Source organism: Bacillus sp. EKM202B, assembly GCF_011066025.1.
GTDB lineage: Bacteria > Bacillota > Bacilli > Bacillales > Bacillaceae_G > Bacillus_A > Bacillus_A toyonensis.
In genome coordinates, this window is sequence record NZ_JAAMNK010000013.1 from 58,049 (window position 1) to 80,354 (window position 22,306).

General features: G+C 33.1%; 30 protein-coding genes. 22 read left to right on the forward strand and 8 right to left on the reverse strand.

Going from position 1 to position 22,306, the window contains the following annotated elements; all coding sequences use genetic code 11:
* Positions 1-13: 13 nt before the first annotated feature.
* From G9F74_RS16700 to G9F74_RS16765, 14 genes are all read left to right on the forward strand, one after another.
* On the forward strand, positions 14-526 hold the full coding sequence (locus G9F74_RS16700; protein WP_016108568.1) for a GNAT family N-acetyltransferase: 513 nt from the start codon (positions 14-16) through the stop codon (positions 524-526).
* A gap of 157 nt (positions 527-683) precedes the next feature.
* A complete protein-coding gene (locus G9F74_RS16705) occupies positions 684-1,460 on the forward strand; it encodes a serine hydrolase (protein WP_033668531.1) in 777 nt (258 codons plus the stop codon).
* Complete coding sequence (locus G9F74_RS16710; RefSeq protein WP_000828014.1) at positions 1,457-1,828, forward strand: hypothetical protein; 372 nt, start codon at positions 1,457-1,459, stop codon at positions 1,826-1,828. Before G9F74_RS16705 ends, G9F74_RS16710 begins: the two co-directional genes overlap by 4 nt.
* A gap of 34 nt (positions 1,829-1,862) precedes the next feature.
* On the forward strand, positions 1,863-2,279 hold the full coding sequence (locus G9F74_RS16715; RefSeq protein WP_000680421.1) for a GNAT family N-acetyltransferase: 417 nt from the start codon (positions 1,863-1,865) through the stop codon (positions 2,277-2,279).
* A gap of 35 nt (positions 2,280-2,314) precedes the next feature.
* The gene (locus G9F74_RS16720; protein WP_016108566.1) at positions 2,315-2,719 is read left to right on the forward strand and encodes a GNAT family N-acetyltransferase; all 405 of its coding nucleotides are present in this window, start codon (positions 2,315-2,317) and stop codon (positions 2,717-2,719) included.
* Between the two features lie 15 nt (positions 2,720-2,734).
* Positions 2,735-3,088 carry an MmcQ/YjbR family DNA-binding protein gene (locus G9F74_RS16725; protein WP_000994631.1) on the forward strand — a complete coding sequence of 118 codons (354 nt, stop codon included), beginning with the start codon at positions 2,735-2,737 and terminating at the stop codon, positions 3,086-3,088.
* Positions 3,089-3,109: 21 nt separating this feature from the next.
* Positions 3,110-3,817, forward strand: coding sequence for a class I SAM-dependent methyltransferase (locus G9F74_RS16730; RefSeq protein ID WP_000650683.1), 708 nt, complete (start codon positions 3,110-3,112; stop codon positions 3,815-3,817).
* A gap of 65 nt (positions 3,818-3,882) precedes the next feature.
* A complete protein-coding gene (locus tag G9F74_RS16735) occupies positions 3,883-4,269 on the forward strand; it encodes a ribosomal maturation YjgA family protein (RefSeq protein WP_001022591.1) in 387 nt (128 codons plus the stop codon).
* A 26-nt stretch (positions 4,270-4,295) separates the two neighbouring features.
* Entirely contained in the window at positions 4,296-5,219 is a 924-nt protein-coding gene (locus G9F74_RS16740; protein ID WP_000389476.1) for a phosphotransferase enzyme family protein, read from the forward strand.
* A 2-nt stretch (positions 5,220-5,221) separates the two neighbouring features.
* Positions 5,222-5,731 carry a DNA topology modulation protein gene (locus tag G9F74_RS16745; RefSeq protein ID WP_002106312.1) on the forward strand — a complete coding sequence of 170 codons (510 nt, stop codon included), beginning with the start codon at positions 5,222-5,224 and terminating at the stop codon, positions 5,729-5,731.
* A 36-nt stretch (positions 5,732-5,767) separates the two neighbouring features.
* Positions 5,768-6,463, forward strand: coding sequence for a formylglycine-generating enzyme family protein (locus tag G9F74_RS16750; protein ID WP_016108565.1), 696 nt, complete (start codon positions 5,768-5,770; stop codon positions 6,461-6,463).
* Between the two features lie 74 nt (positions 6,464-6,537).
* Positions 6,538-7,734 carry a macrolide family glycosyltransferase gene (locus G9F74_RS16755; protein WP_016108564.1) on the forward strand — a complete coding sequence of 399 codons (1,197 nt, stop codon included), beginning with the start codon at positions 6,538-6,540 and terminating at the stop codon, positions 7,732-7,734.
* A 76-nt stretch (positions 7,735-7,810) separates the two neighbouring features.
* Entirely contained in the window at positions 7,811-8,347 is a 537-nt protein-coding gene (locus G9F74_RS16760; RefSeq protein ID WP_000440723.1) for a hypothetical protein, read from the forward strand.
* 472 nt (positions 8,348-8,819) lie between these two features.
* A complete protein-coding gene (locus tag G9F74_RS16765) occupies positions 8,820-10,187 on the forward strand; it encodes a lytic polysaccharide monooxygenase (RefSeq protein ID WP_001065212.1) in 1,368 nt (455 codons plus the stop codon).
* A gap of 301 nt (positions 10,188-10,488) precedes the next feature.
* Here G9F74_RS16765 and G9F74_RS16770 read toward each other — a convergent pair whose 3' ends face one another.
* The 5 genes from G9F74_RS16770 to G9F74_RS16790 form a co-directional block, all read right to left on the reverse strand.
* Positions 10,489-10,953 carry a hypothetical protein gene (locus G9F74_RS16770; RefSeq protein ID WP_000024958.1) on the reverse strand — a complete coding sequence of 155 codons (465 nt, stop codon included), beginning with the start codon at positions 10,951-10,953 and terminating at the stop codon, positions 10,489-10,491.
* A gap of 296 nt (positions 10,954-11,249) precedes the next feature.
* Positions 11,250-11,753 (reverse strand): exosporium protein ExsF, encoded by a 504-nt coding sequence (gene exsF / locus G9F74_RS16775; RefSeq protein WP_000953228.1) that lies wholly within the window; start codon positions 11,751-11,753, stop codon positions 11,250-11,252.
* Between the two features lie 650 nt (positions 11,754-12,403).
* The gene (locus G9F74_RS16780; protein ID WP_001190886.1) at positions 12,404-12,838 is read right to left on the reverse strand and encodes a GNAT family N-acetyltransferase; all 435 of its coding nucleotides are present in this window, start codon (positions 12,836-12,838) and stop codon (positions 12,404-12,406) included.
* Between the two features lie 114 nt (positions 12,839-12,952).
* Positions 12,953-13,615 (reverse strand): ribose 5-phosphate isomerase A, encoded by a 663-nt coding sequence (gene rpiA / locus G9F74_RS16785; protein ID WP_001050008.1) that lies wholly within the window; start codon positions 13,613-13,615, stop codon positions 12,953-12,955.
* A gap of 4 nt (positions 13,616-13,619) precedes the next feature.
* Positions 13,620-13,940: a 2Fe-2S iron-sulfur cluster-binding protein gene (locus G9F74_RS16790; RefSeq protein WP_016108563.1), complete on the reverse strand. Its 321-nt coding sequence runs from the start codon at positions 13,938-13,940 to the stop codon at positions 13,620-13,622.
* A 143-nt stretch (positions 13,941-14,083) separates the two neighbouring features.
* Between G9F74_RS16790 and G9F74_RS16795 the strand changes: the two genes are divergently transcribed.
* Both G9F74_RS16795 and clpP read left to right on the forward strand, forming a co-directional pair.
* A complete protein-coding gene (locus tag G9F74_RS16795; RefSeq protein WP_000337532.1) occupies positions 14,084-14,770 on the forward strand; it encodes an RNA polymerase subunit sigma-70 in 687 nt (228 codons plus the stop codon).
* A gap of 21 nt (positions 14,771-14,791) precedes the next feature.
* Positions 14,792-15,373 carry an ATP-dependent Clp endopeptidase proteolytic subunit ClpP gene (gene clpP / locus G9F74_RS16800; protein WP_000991620.1) on the forward strand — a complete coding sequence of 194 codons (582 nt, stop codon included), beginning with the start codon at positions 14,792-14,794 and terminating at the stop codon, positions 15,371-15,373.
* 44 nt (positions 15,374-15,417) lie between these two features.
* Here the strand turns inward: clpP and G9F74_RS16805 are convergent, their stop codons facing one another.
* Complete coding sequence (locus tag G9F74_RS16805) at positions 15,418-16,275, reverse strand: glycine betaine ABC transporter substrate-binding protein (RefSeq protein ID WP_001227651.1); 858 nt, start codon at positions 16,273-16,275, stop codon at positions 15,418-15,420.
* Positions 16,276-16,446: 171 nt separating this feature from the next.
* On the opposite strand from G9F74_RS16805, the gene G9F74_RS16810 reads away from it, so the two are divergent.
* Both G9F74_RS16810 and G9F74_RS16815 read left to right on the forward strand, forming a co-directional pair.
* Complete coding sequence (locus tag G9F74_RS16810; protein ID WP_000370617.1) at positions 16,447-17,652, forward strand: quaternary amine ABC transporter ATP-binding protein; 1,206 nt, start codon at positions 16,447-16,449, stop codon at positions 17,650-17,652.
* On the forward strand, positions 17,645-18,481 hold the full coding sequence (locus G9F74_RS16815) for an ABC transporter permease (protein WP_001084772.1): 837 nt from the start codon (positions 17,645-17,647) through the stop codon (positions 18,479-18,481). Before G9F74_RS16810 ends, G9F74_RS16815 begins: the two co-directional genes overlap by 8 nt.
* A gap of 50 nt (positions 18,482-18,531) precedes the next feature.
* Here the strand turns inward: G9F74_RS16815 and G9F74_RS16820 are convergent, their stop codons facing one another.
* Positions 18,532-18,768, reverse strand: a complete 237-nt coding sequence (locus G9F74_RS16820; RefSeq protein ID WP_000283217.1) for a hypothetical protein — start codon at positions 18,766-18,768, stop codon at positions 18,532-18,534.
* Between the two features lie 211 nt (positions 18,769-18,979).
* Between G9F74_RS16820 and G9F74_RS16825 the strand changes: the two genes are divergently transcribed.
* The 4 genes from G9F74_RS16825 to G9F74_RS16840 all read left to right on the forward strand — a co-directional run bounded on the left by G9F74_RS16825 (position 18,980) and on the right by G9F74_RS16840 (position 21,227).
* Positions 18,980-19,156, forward strand: a complete 177-nt coding sequence (locus tag G9F74_RS16825; protein WP_001213777.1) for a glycine zipper domain-containing protein — start codon at positions 18,980-18,982, stop codon at positions 19,154-19,156.
* Positions 19,157-19,272: 116 nt separating this feature from the next.
* On the forward strand, positions 19,273-19,758 hold the full coding sequence (locus tag G9F74_RS16830) for an HIT family protein (RefSeq protein WP_002093704.1): 486 nt from the start codon (positions 19,273-19,275) through the stop codon (positions 19,756-19,758).
* Positions 19,736-20,578 (forward strand): PP2C family serine/threonine-protein phosphatase, encoded by an 843-nt coding sequence (locus G9F74_RS16835; RefSeq protein WP_016108562.1) that lies wholly within the window; start codon positions 19,736-19,738, stop codon positions 20,576-20,578. The genes G9F74_RS16830 and G9F74_RS16835 overlap by 23 nt, the downstream gene beginning before the upstream one ends.
* 265 nt (positions 20,579-20,843) lie before the next feature.
* Entirely contained in the window at positions 20,844-21,227 is a 384-nt protein-coding gene (locus G9F74_RS16840; protein WP_000528453.1) for a DUF4181 domain-containing protein, read from the forward strand.
* A gap of 76 nt (positions 21,228-21,303) precedes the next feature.
* Here G9F74_RS16840 and G9F74_RS16845 read toward each other — a convergent pair whose 3' ends face one another.
* Positions 21,304-22,149 carry an oxidoreductase gene (locus G9F74_RS16845; RefSeq protein WP_001034822.1) on the reverse strand — a complete coding sequence of 282 codons (846 nt, stop codon included), beginning with the start codon at positions 22,147-22,149 and terminating at the stop codon, positions 21,304-21,306.
* Between the last annotated feature and the right edge of the window lie 157 nt (positions 22,150-22,306).

Here is a 22,306-nt window from a genome sequence, read left to right on the forward strand (position 1 = left end):
AAGGAAGAAAACGATGATCAGGGAAGCAACGAAAAGAGATGTAGCATATATTTTAGACATTTATAACGATGCGATACTTTATACAACAGCTGTATATGCATATAAACCTGTAACCCTTGAAAATAGAATAGATTGGTATGAACAAAAAAAGGCTGATGGCTATCCAATTTTCGTATACGAACTAGATAATAAAGTAGTAGGATTTGCGACATTCGGCTCATTTAGAGCGTGGCCTGCTTACAAATATTCAATTGAACATTCTGTGTATGTTGATAAGGAATATAGAAAAAATGGAATTGGCTCCTCTTTGATGGAAGAATTAATCGCAACCGCAAAAGAAAGAGAATATATGACCTTAATTGCTGGAATCGATGCGGAAAACGAGAAAAGTATAGCCTTGCATCAAAATTATGGATTTGTTCATGCCGGAACAATACAAAAAGCTGGTTATAAGTTTAATAGATGGCTGAATTTAGCCTTTTATCAATTGGAGCTTAACGGGCCTGAAAATCCTATAAAAGAATAAAAGTCTTTCGTGAAAATGAACGTTTTAGGTAGCAAAGAGTAATTCATGCTACCTTTTTCTAATTGTCATTACAAATATAACTTGTCAAAAAAAGGTTTTTTATATTCCATATTGAATTATTAGAAGGTGATATAACGATATGAAAAGAGGAATGGAAATGGAAACTGTCATTCAAAAAATGAAAGAGATACAAGTTGGTCATGTAGGAGTAGCTATTTATTCTACAAAAAACGAATGTATAATTACTTCATATAATAGTGAATTATATATTCCATTAGCATCGGCAGCAAAAGTAGTAATTGGATTTGTAGCAGCACAAATGGTGAAGGAAAATAAACGTAATTGGAATGATATACTTCATCACGTTAAATTTCATCCACATGAAGATAGTGCACAGTTATATCCGCATCTACAAGGAAGAAGTACTTTAACACTTAGTAAAGCAGTAGAAGTGATGATAGCTTGTCACGACAGTTATATTGCTCACTCGGTTGTAAAGCACTGCGGTGGATGGGATGCTGTGAAAATAAATGCCCAAACGTATTTTTCAAATATTTATATACAAGAGAATGCTAGAGATGAGAAAAATGTTGGAGAATTAAATCAAGTTCTTTCGCTTTTAGTACATATTTTTCAAGACTATAAAGTAGAACCAGCAGTATGGGAACCAATTATTAATGGAATGGTAAGACAACAAGGGGATTATGAAAGTATACCGTATTATCATTTAGCTCATATGACAGGTGGATTGTCTACAGCTATAATAAATATTGGTATAATGGGAATGTTTAACGAATTCCCGTTTCTTTATGTAATTGGGGGAAAAGATTTACCCGAGCGAGTTCATAATATAGAGGTTGATGAAACAATTACAACAGCTTTGAAATACATATACAAAACATATAGTGAAAGCATGCTAGGAGTGAGCGATTGAAACGAAACTTAAAGACTTCAACAATTATTATTTTAATTGTAACGATTATTGCTCTTGAAGTTGGAATCGCACTATATGATCACAATTTGTCATTAGATACCATTTACTTTGCAGCGATTCTTATTTGTATTGTATTGCTTTTTGGTACACGTGTTTCTGAAGAGAAAGAACGTACATCGAAACAGAGACGAAGAAAAACGGCTCTAATATTTTGGCCATCTATAATAATGTTAATTATTAGTTTTGCAGTTATAAGTTATGTACGAACAGGCTATGTCTCTGTACCTGGGATAATTGGTTTTTCGTGTTTTGTTACATATGGTGGATTTGTATTCATTAGTATTTTAAAAAGGCGAAATAAAAATTAGATGTAATTTACTAAGTTGAAAGGAAGAAATATATATGAAACACATAGAGAATGGTACTCGTAATGAAGGAGAATACATTAGAAATAAAGTCATTCAATATAATATGTCCATCTTAACAGATGAAGTAAAGCAGCCGATGGAACAAGTAAGCCTTGTAGTGAAAGATGAGGAAGGAAAAATCTTTGGCGGCGTAACAGGAACGATGTATTTTTATCATCTTCATATCGATTTTTTATGGGTTGATGAATCCGTTCGTCATGATGGTTATGGAAGTCAACTGATACATAAAATCGAAGACATTGCGAAGGAAAAAGGATGTAGACTCATATTACTAGATTCATTTAGTTTCCAAGCACCGGAATTTTATAAAAAGCACGGCTACCGAGAATATGGTGTCGTTGAAGATCATCCGAAAGGGTATAGTCAACACTTTTTAGAAAAGAGATTATAATAATATTATGTATACTAGTTGATGGGAGAAAGAATATGTACACGTATAAATTACAACATGAACGACCAATTTGTGCAGAGAAAATAAAGAAGCTTTACGACTCTGTCGGTTGGTGGCCAGAAAGAAAAGAAATCGATATTGAAAAAATGTTAAAGAATAGCATAGCAATTGGGGTATGGAAAGAAAATGAGTTAATTGGGTTTGCTAGAGTCGTTTCAGATGGTGTTTTTCGAGCGTACATAGAAGATGTTGTCGTACATGCAAGTGTAAGAAATAAAGGCATTGGAGAGAATATGCTTACAATGTTACTGGAAGAGATATCTCATATTGATATTGTTAGTCTATTTTGCGGAGAGAAACTCATAAAGTTTTATGGGGAACAGCAATTTAAAGCGACGAAGCAAATTGTGATGCATCGTAATCAAATAGTGAAAGAATAAGAGGTGCCATTTAAAATGAATGCAACGAGAGCATATTGTTTATCAAAAAGAAAAGCGACAGAGGATTCTCCAAATGGCTGGAGTGCAACATGTATGAGACTCAATAATAAAATATTTGCGATAGTGAACCATGAAGAAGGTGAAAAAGCTGCGATTACATTAAAATGTGATCCTGAGTTCGCTTTACGAATAAGAGAAGATTATCCAGACACAATAATTCCAGGGTATCATATGAATAAGAAACATTGGAATACAGTGTATATACATAAGGGAGTAGAACAGGAGCAAATTAATAAAATGATCGATTGGTCGTATGAGTTAGTACTACAATCATTTTCAAAGAAAAAGCAGCAAGAGTTAATGGATTAATATGTATTAGGGGTGGATATAATGAAAGACGCAGTCAAAGATACGTATGATAAATTAGCGAGTACATATAAAGAAAATATAGATTTGGCAAATCCATATAATAGTTATTATGAAAGACCTGCGATGATGGAGATTATTCCAAGGGAACTAGAAGGGAAGAGAATACTAGATGCTGGATGTGCCGCTGGATGGTATACTTCTCAATTCGTAGGAAGAGGGGCTAACGTTACAGCAATTGACATAAGTCCTGAAATGGTAAAAGCCGTAAAAGAAAGTATGGGAGAAAAAGCAACGTTCCTTTGTCACGATTTGCAAGAAACATTGCCATTTGAAAATAATACGTATGATATCATTGTAAGTTCGTTAACTCTTCATTACTTAGAAAATTGGACGCAAGTATTTCAAGAGTTTCAGCGCGTATTGAAGCCGGGTGGAGAACTTATATATTCCGTTCATCATCCTTTTATGGATTTCACAAAGTTTACATGTGAAGATTATTTTGAAAAACAATTATTAGTAGATACTTGGGTTAAACCAAATATTACAATAGAAGTTAGTTTTTTTAGGAGGTCGCTCCAAGACATAATCAATGAAACAACAAACTATTTTGTATTAGAAAAAATAGTGGAACCGAAGCCGATTGAAAAGATGAGAGAAGTAGACAGAAAATCATATCATTATTTAAGTACAAATCCACATTTTCTTATTATGAAAGCAAGTAATAAATAGCTAGTAAAATGATTGTATTTTACTAGCTATTTGCAGTTTTACATGATGAATTAGGAGCTTTTGAAATGAATATAAAACGAAATCAATTACTATATGTAATGTTTACTATAGTCGTTATTATGTTAGGTCTTAGTTCTAGAAAATTTGCTTTTGCGTTACCTCATTTATTAAATGATTACTTAGGTGATGCTTTATGGGCATTAATGATTTTCGTTGGATTCGGATTTTTGTTTCCTAAAATAGAAACGAAGAAATTAGCTTTTATGAGTTTAATATTTTGCTACGGGATTGAAATTAGCCAATTGTACCATGCACCTTGGATTGATAATATTCGTGCAACGACTATAGGGGGACTCGTTTTAGGTTACGGATTTTTGTGGAGTGATGTAGTTGCTTATACAATTGGTGTTGGGATAGGAATGCTTTGTGAATTTATGTTACGGAAGAAATAAGTGAATTTTAAAAGGGGTATTTGTATATGGAGGATATATTAGAAATTGCAAAGTTTTGGTTTGAAGATGAAGATATCACAACTATTGAAGTTCAACCAAACGTAACGAAGATTTACTGTAATAATAAAGCGTATATTTTAAAGGAAAAGGGATCGATAAAACATTTTCTAGTTGAACTAAATGTATTAGAACAGCTTGATGAAAAAGGAGTTAAAGTACAGAAACTAGTAAAAATGAGAAATGATGAAAGGTACGTATTTTATAAAGAGAAGTATTATTGTTTGTACGAATATATTGGTGGAAGTGTACTAGAAATAAAAGATACAGAAAAGCTAAAAGAGCTAGGAAGTACAATTGGAGAGAAGATAGCTAATTTACATCAAGCACTATATTCAATGAATAGTGCTAACGAGTTAATAAAAAGAGAATTGTATAAAGTGGTATACAAATGGGCCTTACCAATTTTAGAAAAGAATGCATCTGTCCATCGGAATGTCGTTCGAAAAATGGATCAAATACGTACAGTTTTGAAGGAAACGGTTCACCCACTACCAAAACAAATTATTCATCGTGATATGCACTTATCGAATGTGATTTTTCATGACAATGAATTTCAAGGATTTATAGATTTTGAACTTTTAGAAAGCAATGTAAGAGTATTTGATTTATGCTACTGCTGTACAAGTATATTAAGTGAGCTATTTAGTGATGAAACAGGAAGAGGGAAATGGTTACATATTGTCAGCAAAATCTTTGAAGGATATTATAAACAAAGCATTTTAACGAGAGAAGAACTACAATCTATTTGGTATGTCATGCTTTCTATTCAAGTTATCTTTATTACTTATTTTGTTCAGTTACCAAATTTATTAAAGTTGAATGAAGAGATGTTCTTCTGGATTTTTGCAAATAAGGAAGATATTGAAGAATCTATAGTAAGGACCGTATGAATATGAAAAAAATCATATTAATTGGTTCTGGTGGTTCAGGAAAATCTACATTAGCAAAGCAGTTAGGAAATAAACTAAATATTAAGGTGCATCATCTTGATGCATTGTTTTGGAAAGCGAACTGGGAAGGTGTTCCTCGAGAAGAACAAAGAAAAGTTCAAAAAAACTTAATTAAAGAAGAAGAGTGGATTATTGATGGGAATTATGGCGGGACGATGGATTTAAGACTGAATGCAGCGGATACAATTATCTTTCTTGATATTCATAGAACGATTTGTGTTTATCGTGCTTTTAAAAGAATTGTACAATATCGAAATAAAACAAGACCGGATATGGGTGCCGGATGTGAAGAAAGACTAGATTTACAATTCTTTAAATGGATATGGGAGTATCCGAATAAGAAAAAACCTGCCATTTTAAAAAGACTAGATCAATTAAGTAAAGGAAAAGAAGTGATTATTTTAAAATCTCCAAATGAAGTGAAACGGTTTTTGAAGAAGTACGATAAGTAGTTAGATTTTAAAAAGAAGTAATATGGGGGGATACTATTGAATACATTCATTCGCTCGATTGATTCTAATATGATGGAAATTCCAGCAGGAGAGGTAGTATTAAGAGATGATCGAATAAAAAAAGAATGGCAAGTTCAAATAAAACCATTCCTTCTTGCAAAGTATGCTGTAACAATGGAAATATATAATGCCATTACAAATCCTACATTAAATAATGATAAAGATAGTAATAAACCAATTGTAAATATTTCATGGAATGATACAATTGCTTTTTGTAATTTACTTTCTAAACAAGCGGGATTAACAGCGTATTATTCTATTAGTGATGATGGAAAAAAGGTTAGTTGTAATATAGAATCTGACGGCTACCGATTGCCATATGAGGCAGAGTGGCAATACGCATGTAAAGCAGGTACGACGGGATATACATATGGGGAACTTCAGAAAATAGCGTGGTATAATGAAAATTCAATTGGACAAATTCATGACGTCGGTAAAAAAGAGCCGAATGCATGGGGACTTTATGATATGTTAGGAAACGTTTGGGAATGGTGCTATGATTTGTATGATGAAAAAGTGTACGGATCGTACCGAATTTTTCGTGGTGGTAGTTGGGCTGAAGCAGCTAGAGGTTGCGGTGCGACTTGTCGCCGTCGTAGCCATCCTACATTTCATATAGACGATCTCGGTTTTAGGCTTGCTAGGTCAATTAAGCAGGAAAATGATACATAAAATACCGTGAAGAGTATGGAAAATATCCATACTCTTTACAACATAGAAATTTTAAAATGTAAGGAGTATTTTGAATGGCACGTATTTTATTCATTAACGCTGGATCAGAAGGACATATAAATCCAACATTACAAGTTGTAGAAGAACTGATTTCTCGCGGTGAAGAGGTCGTTTATTTTTCAATAGAGGCTTTCAGGGAGCGTATTGAGAAGACAGGTGCTACTGTACGAACGATAGATGATCAAAAATTTATACAAGCATTTCTTTCCGGTGGTCGAAATTATTTACAGGAAAGAATAAACGGCCTTCTACATACAGCAGATATTGTAATACCTAGTGTTTTAGAGCAAATTGAAGGAGAATATTTTGATTACATGATCCACGATTCTATGTTTGGCTGTGGTCATTTAATTGCCCAAATTCTTAATCTTCCGGCCATAAATTCCTGTACATCTTTTGCGCAGGATGAAAAATCATTTAAACAAATGTTAGACCATCTTTCTAAAAATATCCCAGTGGAAGTGCAGAATAGAATATATAATGATTTTCAAAACTTAACTAGAGAAATTGCAGGGAAATATGGTGTTGAAATAAATTCACCGTATGAAGTTTTCTGTAATCCAGCACCGCTTACTATTGTGTATACGATTAAGGAGTTCCAACCTTTTGGTAATACGTTTAATGAAACATTTAAATTTGTAGGTCCATCTATTTCTGCACAAGGGGAAAATGAAGATTTTGATTATACTTCAATTGAAGAACAAAGCCTGATTTACATTTCACTAGGTACTGTTTTTAATGAAGCAATTAATTTTTATAAACTTTGTATGAAGGCATTCGAAAATAGTAAACATACAATTGTTATGTCTATTGGTAGTAAAACGAAAATAAGTGATTTAGGTGATATTCCTAAAAACTTCATTGTGAAAAACTATGTACCGCAAACTGAACTACTTACATATACAAAATTATTTATTACACATGGCGGGATGAACAGTACGCATGAAGGACTATATAACGGAGTTCCACTCGTTGTAATTCCGCAAAGTGCAGATCAGCCAGTAATCGCAAAGCGAGTAGAGAGTCTCGGAGCAGGAGTTAAATTGCAAATGCAAGGATTAACTGCGGATAAACTTAGTAAAAGTGTAGAAATAGTATTAAGTAATCCATCATATAAAGAAGCTGCTTTGAATTTGAAGGAGTCTCTCCGAAAATCAGGTGGGTATACGCAAGCAGTTGATGAAGTTTTTAAATTTACTGGCCGGTATTAAAACTATATATGTGAAAGGGTGTCTATATTAAATGATGTAGACACTTTTATGTTATATGAAGCGAGGAATTAATTATATGGAAAGAATGAAAGTATTAAATGTGAATTTTGAAGATATGACAGCTACACCATTTTTTCAAGTGGAGGCAAAAAATAGAATTAGATTTGATATAGAATTATTTGAGGGGAATTTGAGAAAATTAAGAGGACTACTGACTGAACTTTTTAAAAGCCCTGATACAATTGACGTTTCATTTACTTCCGGTTATATAACATATGGTAAAAGTAAGAGAGTAAATGAGAAAACAAAAATTGGAAGGTTCATGAAGATTAAAAATTGGACCGAAACGCAAGTAGACGTTGATGATCTTGAAAGTACAATCATATTTACTACGATTAAAGGTGTCAATGAAGATGAAGTATATAAATATTGCAAGTATGTCGTTAATGGTGGTCAGCAAGCGTATATTTCTTTTTATAACGATACTTATTTGCTGTATATAAGTACAGACGTAATTGACATTATTTCACCAGATACAAGTTTAATAGAAAAATTAAAAATCCAATACTATGAAGAGTATGACAAGTTTTATGAGACTATTTTGAAACATTAAGGATTATTCGCAATACATAAGTAATTTCACGTACCCAATAGATATATATATTGAATATGGAAATGGAAGGGTGTTTCAAAAAATTTAATCTCACATTACTATGCATATCAAGTTGATTAAGAAATATTTCGAGAAGACTTGGTGCAATCCATCCGCTTATACAAAATGCTTTTATATGGCCTTTTTTTACAAGATTTATAATTGCTATTGCGAACTTTTACTTTATAATTTTAAGATGTAGTTTTATGTGTTAGTAATAATTTCACTGTTTCTGCACAACTTCTGCACGTGTTTAGGTAATTTCTATGTCATGATATATTCAGTAAGTGAAATATATCACATGGAATGAAATATTTCTTTACTACGGTGTATGCATAACTTATGCATACATCACTACAATATTGTCTCGTGTTATTCTTTTACATCAAAGCCCACATTACACTACGAAGTATAACAAGAAGGGGACATGAACATGAATAATCGAATTTTAAAACATCTACAGAACATGAAAATGAACAAAAAAAGTCTAGGAGCTGTTGCATTAACAGCGGGAATTATCGGCACGACACTTATTCCTCAAAATGCTTACGCGCATGGTTTTGTTGAAAAGCCTGGCAGCCGTTCCGCTTTATGTAGTCCAACTTATGGTGCACTAAATGTAAACTGCGGAAGTGTTATGTATGAACCACAAAGCTTAGAAGCACCAAAAGGATTCCCGCAAGCTGGTCCAGTTGATGGACAAATCGCTTCTGCAGGCGGAAAATTTGGTGGTATTTTGGATCAACAAACAGCGGATCGTTGGTTTAAAAATACAATCACTGGCGGAGAAAATACGTTTACTTGGAAGTTTACAGCGCCACATTTAACAAGCAAATGGCACTACTACATTACTAAAATAGGCTGGAATCCAAATAAAGCACTAACAAGAGCAGACTTTGAGCCAATTGGAACTGTACAACATGATGGTTCCGCAGCTTCAAATAATGTAGCACACAAAATCAATGTACCTACGGATCGTAGTGGCTACCATGTGATTTTAGCTGTATGGGATGTAGCTGATACAGCAAATGCGTTCTATAATGTAATTGATGTAAATCTCATCAATAATGTGAAACCAGACACAGAAGCGCCAAGTATTCCAAATGGAATTCAGACACAAAAAGTAACAGCGAATAGTATAGAACTAACATGGAACACTTCTACGGATAATGTAGGAGTAAAAGGGTATCAAATCTTCCGTAACGGAGAGATGATTGACACCGTACCAGGCACTCATTTTATTGATAAGAAATTACAACCAAGTACAGAATACTCTTATACTGTAAAAGCAATTGACGCAGCTGGCAATGTATCGAAAGAAAGTACAGCGCTTACAGCAAAAACAACAGTTGAGGCTCCTGATACAGAAGCACCAACACAACCAAAAGGATTACATAGTATGGGAACGACAGCGTCAAGTGTGGACCTAATGTGGAGTCCATCTGACGATAATGTTGGTGTAGACCACTACGATATTTATAGAGAAATAGAAGGAACAATGAAAAAAATCGCAACATCTAATACGACTTCTTATATGGATAATAATTTACTCGCTAATAAGACTTATAAATATGTAGTGAAAGCTGTTGATGTAGCTGGAAATGAATCCGTACAAAGTGATATATTCACAATTACTACAAAAACTGAAAGCGTTTCATATGGAGAGTGGGATGCAAAGAAAGCGTATAAAAAGGGTGATAGAGTCCTATACGAAGGAAAAGTGTATGAAGCCGTACAAAATCATCAAGGAAATGGGGATCCAAACTGGATTTATGCTTTATCCTTATGGAGAGCAGTGTAAGTTTTACCTCAAAATGAAATAAAAGATAATGGGCTTTGATGCAAAAAAAGGAAGCTTGAGAATTCACTTTTCTGCTTATAAAAAAGACGACGTATTCAGCGTCGTCTTTTTTATAAATTTTACTTTCCTCCATTAAATGATGATAAGTCCCGTAATTAAACAAAAGCGTTAATATAATAAAAAAGGAGAAATGAGAAATGTATAGAAAAATCGTTGAGTATGATTCTAAAATGTTTTTAAAAATGTGGTGAGTGAAAAAAAGAACCCTTTATAAAAGGGGTTCTTCTGGTGAGTGAATCTATTAATTGCAATCTTGATAATATTCATCACATGAATCGTTATTCTCGTTACAGCAAATACAAAATGTTTTTTTGACAAATAAACTAACTATACTAGTAGAACCTTCCTGTTTTGTAAGAGTAAGACTTTGAAAATCTTCAACTTGAAATATTTTTGTTTGAACAGGTTGTAATGTTGTAGTAATTGGGCGGCTAGATTTTCTTGTGAGAATAGTTACTTGAACGGGTGCACTCATGCCGACGACGAATAACTGAATTAATGTTTTATTATGATTGTTTGTAAAATCCTCGAATACAGTTTGTGGAGCAGTGGTTTCAAGGAAAACAGATACAGGTATATTTCCATTTGCATTTTCTGCAGAACCAGCAATTGTATGGGTTTCAATAAAACAGTTATTTTTTTGATCGTCCGAATGTGATTGTTTTTTATAATATTTTTTACCATCTTTATAAAAATAATTTGCCATACTTATGTTACTCTCCTTTCTTTGAGATATCAATATATATTATTAAACAAAAGGAAAAAGTGCTTGTACAAAAGGTTAACATCCGCTATCGTAAATAATTGAAAACGCTATTTGATATGTATATAATTTGAGAATGTTTTAGTTTTTAAGTAAAAATAAAGCACACATTAAAGTGTGCTCCTATGAAAGCTTTAAATTTGTATGACTAAATAGTCACCATACAATAAAATATGCTTATTTAATATAAATGTGTGTCGAATCTATAATAATATATTTCGGCTCACATTGCGTTTTTATTACCGAATTTGTGCAACCGTTAACGCTGCCGAACGAATGTCTACAGTACCAATTACTTCAACGGGTACAATTTGAATTAAATCACCAGGGTTTAAGTTAATGAGAATGACACCACTGGATACATCAACTTCACCAGTGCCAAAAATATTAGAACGGACTGCGGTTCCAGATCCTGCAATAATATTAGTTGATGAGTTTAGTGTCAAGAAAAATCGTGCTGCTTCCGGTGCTACGGGAACATTATCAAGGCTAATTGTTAGTGTATAACTAATTTGATATATACCAGCTATTTGAATTCTAATACCAGTTCCAATACTAATTGTATCATTTATTACGGGAACGGTAATATTAGGATTTGGCCCTGTACTAGGTAATAGTAGTGGGGTGAATAATGTTGCAAATTGAGGTGAAGTAGCATTGAAAGCAAAACCAAGGGCAGGTAGTGTACTAGGGGCTTGTGCACCACAATTAAAGTGCGTGAATTTACGACTAGATGAGAGCATATTTTCACTCCTTTCTTTCATTTAGATAACGTAAGTAATAATCTCACGTTTTGGACAAGCATAATACAATATATGAAAATTTATAGTACAAAGTGCAGAAGTGTTACTATTACGGATAATTTTTAATTTTATATAGAAAAAAGCAGCTAGCCGAATTAGCAAACTACTTGGTAGGTTTTTAAAGAGAAAACAGGAGAATATTGACGGGATATAGATCTTTATTCAGAGGGTTCAAATACCATTAAAGAAAAAATATAGCATACCGCATTCCAAATCATGCAATCTAAATAATTGTAAAGGTTATATATTATAAAATCTATATAAATAGTCCTCTTGAAAAATGTTGAAATTGGCTAGCAATACAGGGGTAGGTGTAATAGTATCAATTTTAAATTTTATATAGAAGTCACTATTAGGTACATGAATGTATGACTCTCAATACATGGGGATTAAATTTTTTGTACAAGAATTTCATCTTGCGGGTCGTTGTTTTTAATAACTCGAAAGCGGTAGGAACATTATACTGCCAGCAAATTGAAAGTTTATAGATATGATATTAGAATATCCACCAAAAATAATTCAAAACGAATAAGATACAAAAAAGGTTACTATAAGAATACTTCATGTAAATTCATATAGTAACCTTTCTATTATGATAATACTTTCGTCATAAGTATATGTGGAATGCTATCTTCCATAAATACATTGGAAGAAGTTTGATAGTCTAATTTTTTATAAAATCCTTCAGCTTGTGTTTGCCCGTGTAGTTTCACTTTTGTAGCTTTTTTACTACGGGCAATTTCTTCTAACGTTTGAATAATTACTTTACCTAATCCGTATGTACGATAATCTTTTAAAATACAAATGCGTTCTAATTTTCCGGCACCATCAACAAATCGTATACGACCTGTACCTACAGGAAGCTCATTATAATAAACTAAAATATGTTTACATTCTTCACCGATTTCATCAAATGTATCGAATTCATCTTCAAGAGGAACACCTTGTTCTTTTACAAATACTTCTTTTCGAATGTGAAAGGCAGTTTCTAAATCTGTAAGTTTTGTTATGAGTTTGGATTGCAAATTGTTCAGTCCTTTCTAGTGTAATCAGTTTTTGTTTTCATAGTATATCATAATAAATAGCTATAAAGAGAAGAAGAAAATAATAAAAAGCCGACTTTAAAAAGTCAGCTTTCATTATAGTTCCTTTATCCCGTTTTTAGTACCGATAATCGCTTTCCTTGTCATATTTATAAACAATCCTGAATCAACTACACCAGTAATCATTTTTAATTGTTCGTGTAAATTAGCAGGGTTAGATATATGATTAGGAAATATACAATCGATAATCATGTTATTATTATCGGTAATAAAGGTTTCATTATTTTTTATACGTAACGTTGTTTGACACCCTAAAGATTGAACTTTACTTTCGGTTTGTTTCCATGAAAAAGGGATAATTTCAACAGGCAATGGGAAATTACCTAAACGAGCCACAAGTTTTGATTCATCAGCAATAATAATGAGTTCTTTAGAGGAGGAGGCAACAATTTTCTCACGAAGTAATGCGCCACCGCCGCCTTTTATGAGCTGTAAATCGGAATCAATTTCATCCGCTCCATCAATTGTAAGATCAAGACTTTGTACGTCGTTTAAAGAAATCAGGGGGATGTTTAGTTGCTTTGCTAAAGCTTCAGTTTCCTTTGATGTTGGAACAGCTTGAAAGTATAGTCCTTCTTGTACAAGTTGACCTAATTTTTGTATCGTCCAATATACGGTAGATCCTGTACCTAGTCCAATGTTCATTCCATCTTTTACAAAGTTAGCAGCATATTCGCCAACAAGTTGTTTTAAATTCATCATTTTACTCCGCTGGGCGTGGACCGGCAGCTAATCCTGAATTTTCAACTGTAAGTACCGGACGAACGACTATATCTTTATGTACACGCATTTGACAAGATAATCGTAAATGATCTTCAATCCCTTTTTCTGTAATCGCATTTTTTTCATTCGCACTCGCTTCACAGAAATCACCCGCTATAATTTCTACTCTACAAGTTGTGCAACGTGCATTTCCACCACAACGATGAAGAATGTTTACACCGTTATCTTCAATTGCTAATACTAACTTTGTTCCTTCTTTCACATCAAAAGTGCCAGCACCTTCAATTGTTAATTTTGGCAAATTTGTTCCTCCTCACGTAAAATTGTACATAACATATTTATGACCGCGAATTATTGAACATAAACATTATTTTTTTATAAGTCCCGTAACTTTTTCGTTTCATCAATCGTTTATTAAGTAAGCGCTGAAAAGGAGTGGTTATTTTGTGCACAAAAGTAACGCAATTGTTTAAGAAACATATCGATATGAATCATTCAAATATAAATTTTTTGATTGAAAATTATGCAGAGTTAAAAAGGTATTGTACGTTTTTAACGAAAAACAGATGGGATGGGGAAGATCTCGCCCAAGAAACAGTTTGTAAAGTTCTTCAAAAATATAGTAATAAAGATATTTGCATGACACTTGTATATAAAATAGCTAGAAATCGTTGGTTAGACCAGATAAAGTCAAAATCAGTTCATGAAAAAATAAGGGAACAAGTTACTTTCGAAGAACCACATGAAAAAATTGCAGATTTGCATGAAATGGTAGGGAAAGTATTATCTTCATTAAATGTACAACAATCCACAATTTTATTATTAAAGGATGTTTTTCAATATAGTATCGCTGATATCGCTAAAGTATGTTCTGTATCGGAAGGAGCAGTGAAAGCTTCTTTATTTCGGAGTAGAAATAGGCTGAAAACTGTAAGTGAAGAAGGGCTTGAAATCGTTGAATTCACAGAAGATATTGATATTGTTGTAACGTCTATTCGTGAAGAAAGGCCGGAATTGTTAACTAAGCTTCTTCCAACAATAGATTTTACGAAGTTACCAACTAAACAACCTGTCTTATTATTCAGTGCGAAAAACTCTTCTTCCTACAGTTGTATGCTTTGTGCGGCATAACAATTATTGGAGGGATTTAAAATGAATGCAATTCCATATGTAGTAGAGCAAACGAAATTAGGAGAACGTTCCTATGATATATATTCAAGGTTATTAAAAGACCGAATTATTATTATCGGTTCAGAAATTAACGATCAAGTAGCGAGTAGTGTTGTAGCTCAATTATTATTTCTAGAAGCGGAAGATGCAGAGAAAGATATATATTTATACATTAATAGCCCAGGCGGATCAACGACAGCAGGTTTTGCAATATTAGATACAATGAACTTAATTAAACCAGACGTGCAAACACTTTGTATGGGATTTGCAGCATCATTTGGTGCGTTGTTACTCTTATCAGGTGCAAAAGGAAAACGATTTGCATTGCCTAACAGTGAAATTATGATTCATCAACCGCTTGGTGGTGCGCAAGGGCAGGCAACTGAAATCGAAATAACAGCAAAAAGAATTTTAAAGCTAAAGCATGATATTAATAAAATGATTGCAGAAAAAACAGGGCAACCGATTGAAAGGGTAGCACATGATACAGAAAGAGATTATTTTATGACTGCAGAAGAAGCGAAGGAATATGGGATTGTAGATGATGTTGTTACGAAAAAATAAGATAAAACAGGCTAGAGAATATGCGAATTCTCTAGCCTGTTTTATTAATCTTTTATCCATTCATCAACTAACGATTGATTCTTTTCAATCCATTTTCGTGCTGCTTCTTCTGGATCTTTCGTTTTATTTAGCATGACCATTAATGTACCAAGCTGCTCATCGTTCATTTTCCATTTATCAAAGTATTTCACAATATCCGGATGATCTTTTTCGAAACCTTTACGAACGGAGTAATAAATGTCATCTTTTTCACCATATACTTTCTTAGGGTCTTTTAAATATTTTAAATCAAATTCTGAAAAACCCCAATGAGGATTCCAAAGCGTAACAGCGATTGGTTTCTTTTTCGTATATGCCTTTTTTAATTCACTCATCATCGCAGCTTCTGAAGATTGGACAAGTTTTAGTTTAATATCATATTCCTTCATCGCCTTATTTGTTAAATTCATTAGGCTGCTGCCAGGTTCGATTCCGACAATTTTGTTATCTAGTTCATCTTTATGTGCATTTAAATCCTCGATACTGTTTATGTTTTTCAAATAAGAAGGAACGACAAGGCCAAGCCCTGTACCTTCATACCATTTTGATTTTAAGACAATGTCATTTTTATATCGATCATTTAATGGTTTATCCGTAACAGGCAGCCATACTTCTAAATTTGCATCAACATCACCACGAGCGACACCAGTCCAAATTGCCGCTTTTTCTAAATACATGAGTTCAACTTTGTAGCCTTTTTGTTCTAATAACACTTTCCACATGTTTGCAGTTGCAATATTTTCTTTCCAACTTGTTACACCAAGTTTAATTTTCCCTTTCGAATTTGCATTTGTTGCATTACATGAGGTGAAAATCATAGTAATAAATAATGCAAGGCATATAAGCCATATTTTCTTTCTCATTGAAAACCTCCTAAGAAACGTTTGCCTTTTTAAATAAATGTATAAGTAAGCATTCTTATTATGAACGGAAACGAGAATTTTAAAGAAATCTTATGAATGTCATTTTTATGTAATATTTCTTTGTAAAATCGCAACACTATGTAAATAGATGGGTAGAAAAGGAGTAGTGACATGGATAATACAAAGGTGCGTGTTGAAAACGTAACAAAAGTATTTGGGAAACACCCGCAAAGAGCCCTTTCTTTATTAAAAGAAGGAAAAAGCAAATCCGAAATTTTAAAAGAGACCGGAATGAATGTTGGTGTGAAAAAGGCAACGTTTGAAGTATACACCGGAGAAATTTTCGTTATTATGGGTTTATCCGGTAGCGGGAAATCAACGCTAGTTCGAATGCTAAATCAATTAATCAAACCGACAGCGGGGCATATATACATAGATGGTGAAGACATCGCAACGATGGGAAAAGAAGAATTACGAAGAGTAAGAAGAACGAAAATGAGTATGGTGTTTCAGAAGTTTGCTCTATTTCCGCATCGTACTGTTTTACAAAATGTTGCATACGGATTAGAAATACAAGGAGTTCCAGTAGAGGAACGAGAGAAAAAAGCGTTAGAGTCACTTAAGTTAGTGGGACTCGATCATCATAAAGACAATTATCCAAGTCAACTTAGTGGTGGGATGCAACAGCGAGTTGGTATTGCGAGAGCGCTTACGAATGATCCGGATGTTTTACTTATGGATGAATCATTTAGTGCATTAGATCCGCTTATTCGAAAAGAAATGCAAGATGAATTGTTAGAGCTACAAGATAAAATGGAGAAAACAATAATATTTATTACTCATGATTTAGATGAAGCACTTCGAATTGGAGATCGTATTGCATTAATGAAAGATGGAGAAATTGTTCAAATTGGAACGCCTGAAGAAATTATGATGAGCCCTGCTAATGAATTTGTAGAGAAATTTGTTGCGGATGTGAATTTAGGAAAAGTAATTACGGCGGAGTCTATATTAAAACGACCGGAGACTTTATTAATTGACCGTGGACCTCGTGTGGCACTGCAAATTATGAGAAATGCGGGCGTTTCTACAGTATATGTTGTAAACAAAAAGTATGAGTTTTTAGGTATATTAACTGCAGATGATGCAAGTAAAGCAGTACAAAAACAGTGGCCGATTGCTGATTTATTACTTAACGATATTCCGCACGTTTATTTAGATACTTTACTTGAAGAGACGTATGCAAAAATGGCAGAGATGAAATATCCGTTACCCGTTATTGATGAGAAGAAAAGGTTAAGAGGAATTATTAAACGTGAAAGTGTCATTCAAGCTCTTGCAGGTAACATTGAGGAAGAGGTGAAAGACGATGAATAGTATACCGCGTATTCCATTAGGGGAATGGGTCGACTCGTTTGTTGCAAGTTTATATGAGAACTTTGAAGGCTTGTTCCGAGGATTCTCTTATATTATCGGTGGATTCGTTGATTTACTCACTAATTTTTTAACAATAATACCAGCTATATTGATGATTATTATACTATGTTTCCTCATTTGGTACACAACGAGAAAATTATCTTTAGTTATTTTTACACTCATCGGATTGTTATTTATTTTAAATATTAACTATTGGGCACAAACGATGCAAACATTAGCGCTCGTACTTACGTCTGTTATTATTTCGATTATTGTCGGAATTCCAATCGGTATTTTAGCATCTCAAAATGAGCGTTTCTCAAAGTTTTTAAAACCAACATTAGATTTTATGCAAACAATGCCCGCATTCGTATATCTCATACCAGCGATTACATTTTTCGGAGTAGGTGTAGTACCTGGCATAATTGCATCAGTAATCTTTGCGATGCCACCAACAATCAGATTTACAGACTTAGGAATTAGACAAGTTCCGGAAGATTTAATTGAAGCAGCGAATGCATTTGGATCCACAGCATCACAAAAACTATTTAAAGTACAATTACCACTCGCAACTGGGACGATCATGGCCGGAGTGAATCAAAGTATTATGCTTTCGTTATCGATGGTTGTAACAGCGTCACTTGTAGGAGCACCAGGACTAGGAGTAGATGTGTACCGTTCTGTAACACAAGTTAATATCGGAATGGGATTTGAAGCGGGACTAGCCATTGTTGTCATCGCGATTATATTAGACCGCATTACACAAGGATTTCACCAAAAAAGAAAATAACAAAAAAAAACACACTTTATTATACAAAGTGTGTTTTTTGTTCGAAAAGATTACATACGAACAATAACAGAACCGCCAGCTGGTGCACAAACTTGATTTTTTTCTTGTTCCATTGATTTTATTAATTGATTATTTTCTTCGATTAATGAGATTAATTTCGCTAATTGGCTTTCAAGACTTGCGATGCGCTGCATCATATATTGAGAATCGTGATGCAGTGTATTTCTTACGGGATGGGGGGAGTAAGCATATTGTTGATTTATATTTGGATTCCAATGAGGATACATTTGAATCGTTCCTCCTTCAATGAATAACTGATCTTTCTTATAGTAAATGCCTATGTAGATGTAATGGTGACTTGAAAATTCTTTCATATAAAGAGGATTAAATAGGGGGAATGGAAAAGTAATAAAGTACATTTTTTGGAAATTTTCAAGTGGGATAGAAAATATATTAGGAAATAGCAACATTCATGTAAATATTATATTGGGAGAAATGATGAGAGGAGATGCTATTTTGGCTAATAATAAAAAAAGAAATAATGCAATGACAATTGGTGTCGCTATAGGCGTTGTAATCGGCGTAGTACCTGGCTTATTTACTGATAATGTAGTAATTGGAATTGCGATTGGGATTGTAATTGGAATGGGGATTGCGGTTTTGAAGAAGGAATGAGGTGCAAATTATTAAAATGAAATAATGTAAAAATTCCTAATTAAAAAGATTGAATTTTCGGAATAAAAAACCTGTTTTTTCCTTTTTTTATGATATTATATATAAAAAGGATGGTGATGGATATGTCAATATACAATCCAGCAGAACAAAACTGCTTCATTTGTGAAAAACATAAAGGAAACATTATAGTTCCAGGTGACGCTATTTATGAAGACGATCTTATATACGTTGGACATGTCCATTGGGATACAGAAGAAACATATCTCGGTTACGTAATGATTGATATAAAAAGACATGTACCTGGTCTTGCTGAATTAAATGAAGATGAGGCGAAAGCATTTGGACTTATAACAAGTAGAATAAGTAAAGCGCTAACAGAAAACGAAGGTGCAGAACATATTTACACGTTTGTTTCGGGTAATGGTGTACCGCATTTACATATGCATATTATTCCCCGTTATCCGGATACACCAAGAGAATTTTGGTCGCCTACTGAAGTAGCAAATTGGACTGGTGCACCATATGGAGGTTCTGAAGAAATTAAAAAACTATGTGAAAGAATACGAAAGTATATGGTAAATGAGTATGCATACAACAAATAATAACCAATATTCATGGGTTGGAAATACGGAAATGTGTTTAGGGGAAATCTCAGTTAAGCAATATGATGACATTGTACTTGGTAAATACGGTGGGAATATAAGTGCCGGAGCAAAACAGAATGAAGACGGTGCGTTAGTTTGGTCAAATGATGATTGGGAATTTGCAGCTATTTTAGACGGGCATAATAGCGCAGAAAGTGTTGATTTAGTTATACATACAATCGAAAAAGAATATGAAAATATAAAAATAATGATGAATGAACGAATTGAAACAGTTTTTCAATCAGTTGCAAATCATATACTTACAATTTTTCAATCCTCCTCATTTAAAGAAAAGTGCAAAAGAGTTAAAGGTGAAACAGCTTTTTTACTATGTGTAAGAAAAGAAAACTATATATGGTGGCTATCTATTGGAGACTGTCTCGTTTATGTATTTCATGATGAATTACATAAATTAGGGCAATACGCACTAAATCAACGTCATTTTTACGAATGGATTGGCAATGTAAATACATTTGAATTACCTGTACCTTGCTATTCATCAGGAATTCGTGAATTACGTACTGGCAACAATCGAATTGTAATGGTGACAGATGGGGTATTAGAATGTGGGGAACGTCGTTATGAAACGCCATTAAATCTGTATAACGATATGAATGAAAATAAGATAGAGCTTAAAGAAAATGTTCACAATGTTTTAGAACACGTGCATCATCAATTGGGGCGAGATAGTGCAACAATTATTAGTTGGGATGTTGAAAATAAAAAGAATGCTACGTATCCGAGTGATCAGCCGGAGAAAATGAAAGTAAGAAAATAAAAGGAGGGGGGTCCGTCAATTATAAAAATGGCTCTATTAATTTTATAGGTACTATCCATATTCGCTTATGAAAGAATAGCAAGAAAAAAGTTAAACATCCTGAAACAAAAAGGATGAGAAATAGATTGTTGTTGTACAATACATAAAACATGTCTTGATAAAACTACTACTTAAGCATAAAGAAAATGAAAACATTATCGAAACATGGAAAAATTATATAGTCTACTTTATTAAAAATATAATTAATTTAATAGGAGGGAATGCAATGGGCAACTCTACTATTTGGATTATAGTTATTAGTATGATAATTGGAGGATATTTTTTAGAAAAGTTTTTAAGAAGAAAATTAAATATGCCAAAGGGCAATGTTTGGATATATAAGCATGTAAATAGTTTACATGTAAAATTAGAAATAGGTCTTTTTATCGTATATCTTATATTAAGTTTTATTTATCTGTTCAAAGCAGAAAATGCTAATATAGGAATTGTTGTACTTATTTATTTTGGAGCAATTTCCTTATTACGCGTATGGATGGAATGGAAGTATAACAGAGAGACAAAGGAATATATTCTTTCTATAATTGGATTCTTTGCATTTGTTTTTATGGTTTCAATGTTGTTTTATTTTGATCCTCTTTCTACATATTGATATCGTTTGGGTTTTTAATGATGAATATTTAATAAGAGTAGCTACCATTATTTATCTTGATAGTTACTCTTTTTATTTACATCTTCCTAAAACTCCTCAAAACAAGAAATTCCCACAATCTCCAAGGAAGAATCTTCTTCGCAAAAATCATAAATTTTACACCTTTTCCAATTGGATATCGTAAATTAGTACGCTTTGCTTCAGCAATTTCAACGATTTTATTAGCAACATCTATCGGATTACCAAATGTATCACTACCGCTATTAATATGTTTTTGTATTTTATCCATATATTCTTTGTAAGGAGATGTTGTACCAGATTGGTTTTCAGCTAGTTGTTTACCAACCTCCCATATGTTTGTGTTATAAGAACCTGGTTCAAGTAAAGCAACATCAATTCCGAAAGGTTTTACTTCTAAGCGAAGGGATTCACTCCAGCCTTCTAATGCATATTTTGAAGATACATAAGGAGATAAACCAGGGAATCCAACTTGGCCGCTAATGCTGCTTATATTAATGATTTTTCCACTTTTTTGTTCTCTCATATATGGTAAAACAAGCTGAGTGATTGATATAGCGCCAAAAAGATTCGTTTCAAATTGTTTACGATATTCCTCTACTAGAATTTCTTCTACAAATCCTCCATTTGCATATCCTGCATTGTTTATAAGGAGGTCTACTCTATTAATTTCTTTTAAAAACACTTGGAAGTTATGTATAGAGTTTTGATTTGTTACATCTAATTGTTGAATTTTTATGTTTTGTTGTAAGTTTAGTTTAGTAGCTTGAGATAGTAAGTTTACTTGTTTTTCAAGGTTTCGCATTGTAGCAATGACAATATAGTCTTTTTTTGCTAGTTCAAGTGTCGTTAATAGTCCGAATCCACTTGATGCTCCTGTAATAACCGCGATTTTTTTATTCATTGGTCGCTCGCTTTCTTTTTCTTTTATCATAACGAGTTATAGGAATAAAATCTATTAATGATACATGTTGTTTTAATAAGATTATATGATAAAGTGCTTTAGTTTTTTCATTTATATATGTATTGGAATGATTTAAAAAGGGAATTGTGTAGACTCA

Coding starts and splice junctions, on each gene's coding strand:
- G9F74_RS16700 (WP_016108568.1), top strand. CDS start 14: ATGATCAGGGAAGCAACGAAAAGAGATGTAGCATATATTTTAGACATT.
- G9F74_RS16705 (WP_033668531.1), top strand. CDS start 684: ATGGAAACTGTCATTCAAAAAATGAAAGAGATACAAGTTGGTCATGTA.
- G9F74_RS16715 (WP_000680421.1), top strand. CDS start 1,863: ATGAAACACATAGAGAATGGTACTCGTAATGAAGGAGAATACATTAGA.
- G9F74_RS16720 (WP_016108566.1), top strand. CDS start 2,315: ATGTACACGTATAAATTACAACATGAACGACCAATTTGTGCAGAGAAA.
- G9F74_RS16725 (WP_000994631.1), top strand. CDS start 2,735: ATGAATGCAACGAGAGCATATTGTTTATCAAAAAGAAAAGCGACAGAG.
- G9F74_RS16730 (WP_000650683.1), top strand. CDS start 3,110: ATGAAAGACGCAGTCAAAGATACGTATGATAAATTAGCGAGTACATAT.
- G9F74_RS16735 (WP_001022591.1), top strand. CDS start 3,883: ATGAATATAAAACGAAATCAATTACTATATGTAATGTTTACTATAGTC.
- G9F74_RS16740 (WP_000389476.1), top strand. CDS start 4,296: ATGGAGGATATATTAGAAATTGCAAAGTTTTGGTTTGAAGATGAAGAT.
- G9F74_RS16745 (WP_002106312.1), top strand. CDS start 5,222: ATGAAAAAAATCATATTAATTGGTTCTGGTGGTTCAGGAAAATCTACA.
- G9F74_RS16755 (WP_016108564.1), top strand. CDS start 6,538: ATGGCACGTATTTTATTCATTAACGCTGGATCAGAAGGACATATAAAT.
- G9F74_RS16760 (WP_000440723.1), top strand. CDS start 7,811: ATGGAAAGAATGAAAGTATTAAATGTGAATTTTGAAGATATGACAGCT.
- G9F74_RS16765 (WP_001065212.1), top strand. CDS start 8,820: ATGAATAATCGAATTTTAAAACATCTACAGAACATGAAAATGAACAAA.
- G9F74_RS16770 (WP_000024958.1), bottom strand. CDS start 10,953: ATGGCAAATTATTTTTATAAAGATGGTAAAAAATATTATAAAAAACAA.
- exsF (WP_000953228.1), bottom strand. CDS start 11,753: ATGCTCTCATCTAGTCGTAAATTCACGCACTTTAATTGTGGTGCACAA.
- rpiA (WP_001050008.1), bottom strand. CDS start 13,615: ATGAATTTAAAACAACTTGTTGGCGAATATGCTGCTAACTTTGTAAAA.
- clpP (WP_000991620.1), top strand. CDS start 14,792: ATGAATGCAATTCCATATGTAGTAGAGCAAACGAAATTAGGAGAACGT.
- G9F74_RS16805 (WP_001227651.1), bottom strand. CDS start 16,275: ATGAGAAAGAAAATATGGCTTATATGCCTTGCATTATTTATTACTATG.
- G9F74_RS16810 (WP_000370617.1), top strand. CDS start 16,447: ATGGATAATACAAAGGTGCGTGTTGAAAACGTAACAAAAGTATTTGGG.
- G9F74_RS16815 (WP_001084772.1), top strand. CDS start 17,645: ATGAATAGTATACCGCGTATTCCATTAGGGGAATGGGTCGACTCGTTT.
- G9F74_RS16820 (WP_000283217.1), bottom strand. CDS start 18,768: ATGTATCCTCATTGGAATCCAAATATAAATCAACAATATGCTTACTCC.
- G9F74_RS16825 (WP_001213777.1), top strand. CDS start 18,980: ATGAGAGGAGATGCTATTTTGGCTAATAATAAAAAAAGAAATAATGCA.
- G9F74_RS16830 (WP_002093704.1), top strand. CDS start 19,273: ATGGATATGTCAATATACAATCCAGCAGAACAAAACTGCTTCATTTGT.
- G9F74_RS16835 (WP_016108562.1), top strand. CDS start 19,736: ATGAGTATGCATACAACAAATAATAACCAATATTCATGGGTTGGAAAT.
- G9F74_RS16840 (WP_000528453.1), top strand. CDS start 20,844: ATGGGCAACTCTACTATTTGGATTATAGTTATTAGTATGATAATTGGA.
- G9F74_RS16845 (WP_001034822.1), bottom strand. CDS start 22,149: ATGAATAAAAAAATCGCGGTTATTACAGGAGCATCAAGTGGATTCGGA.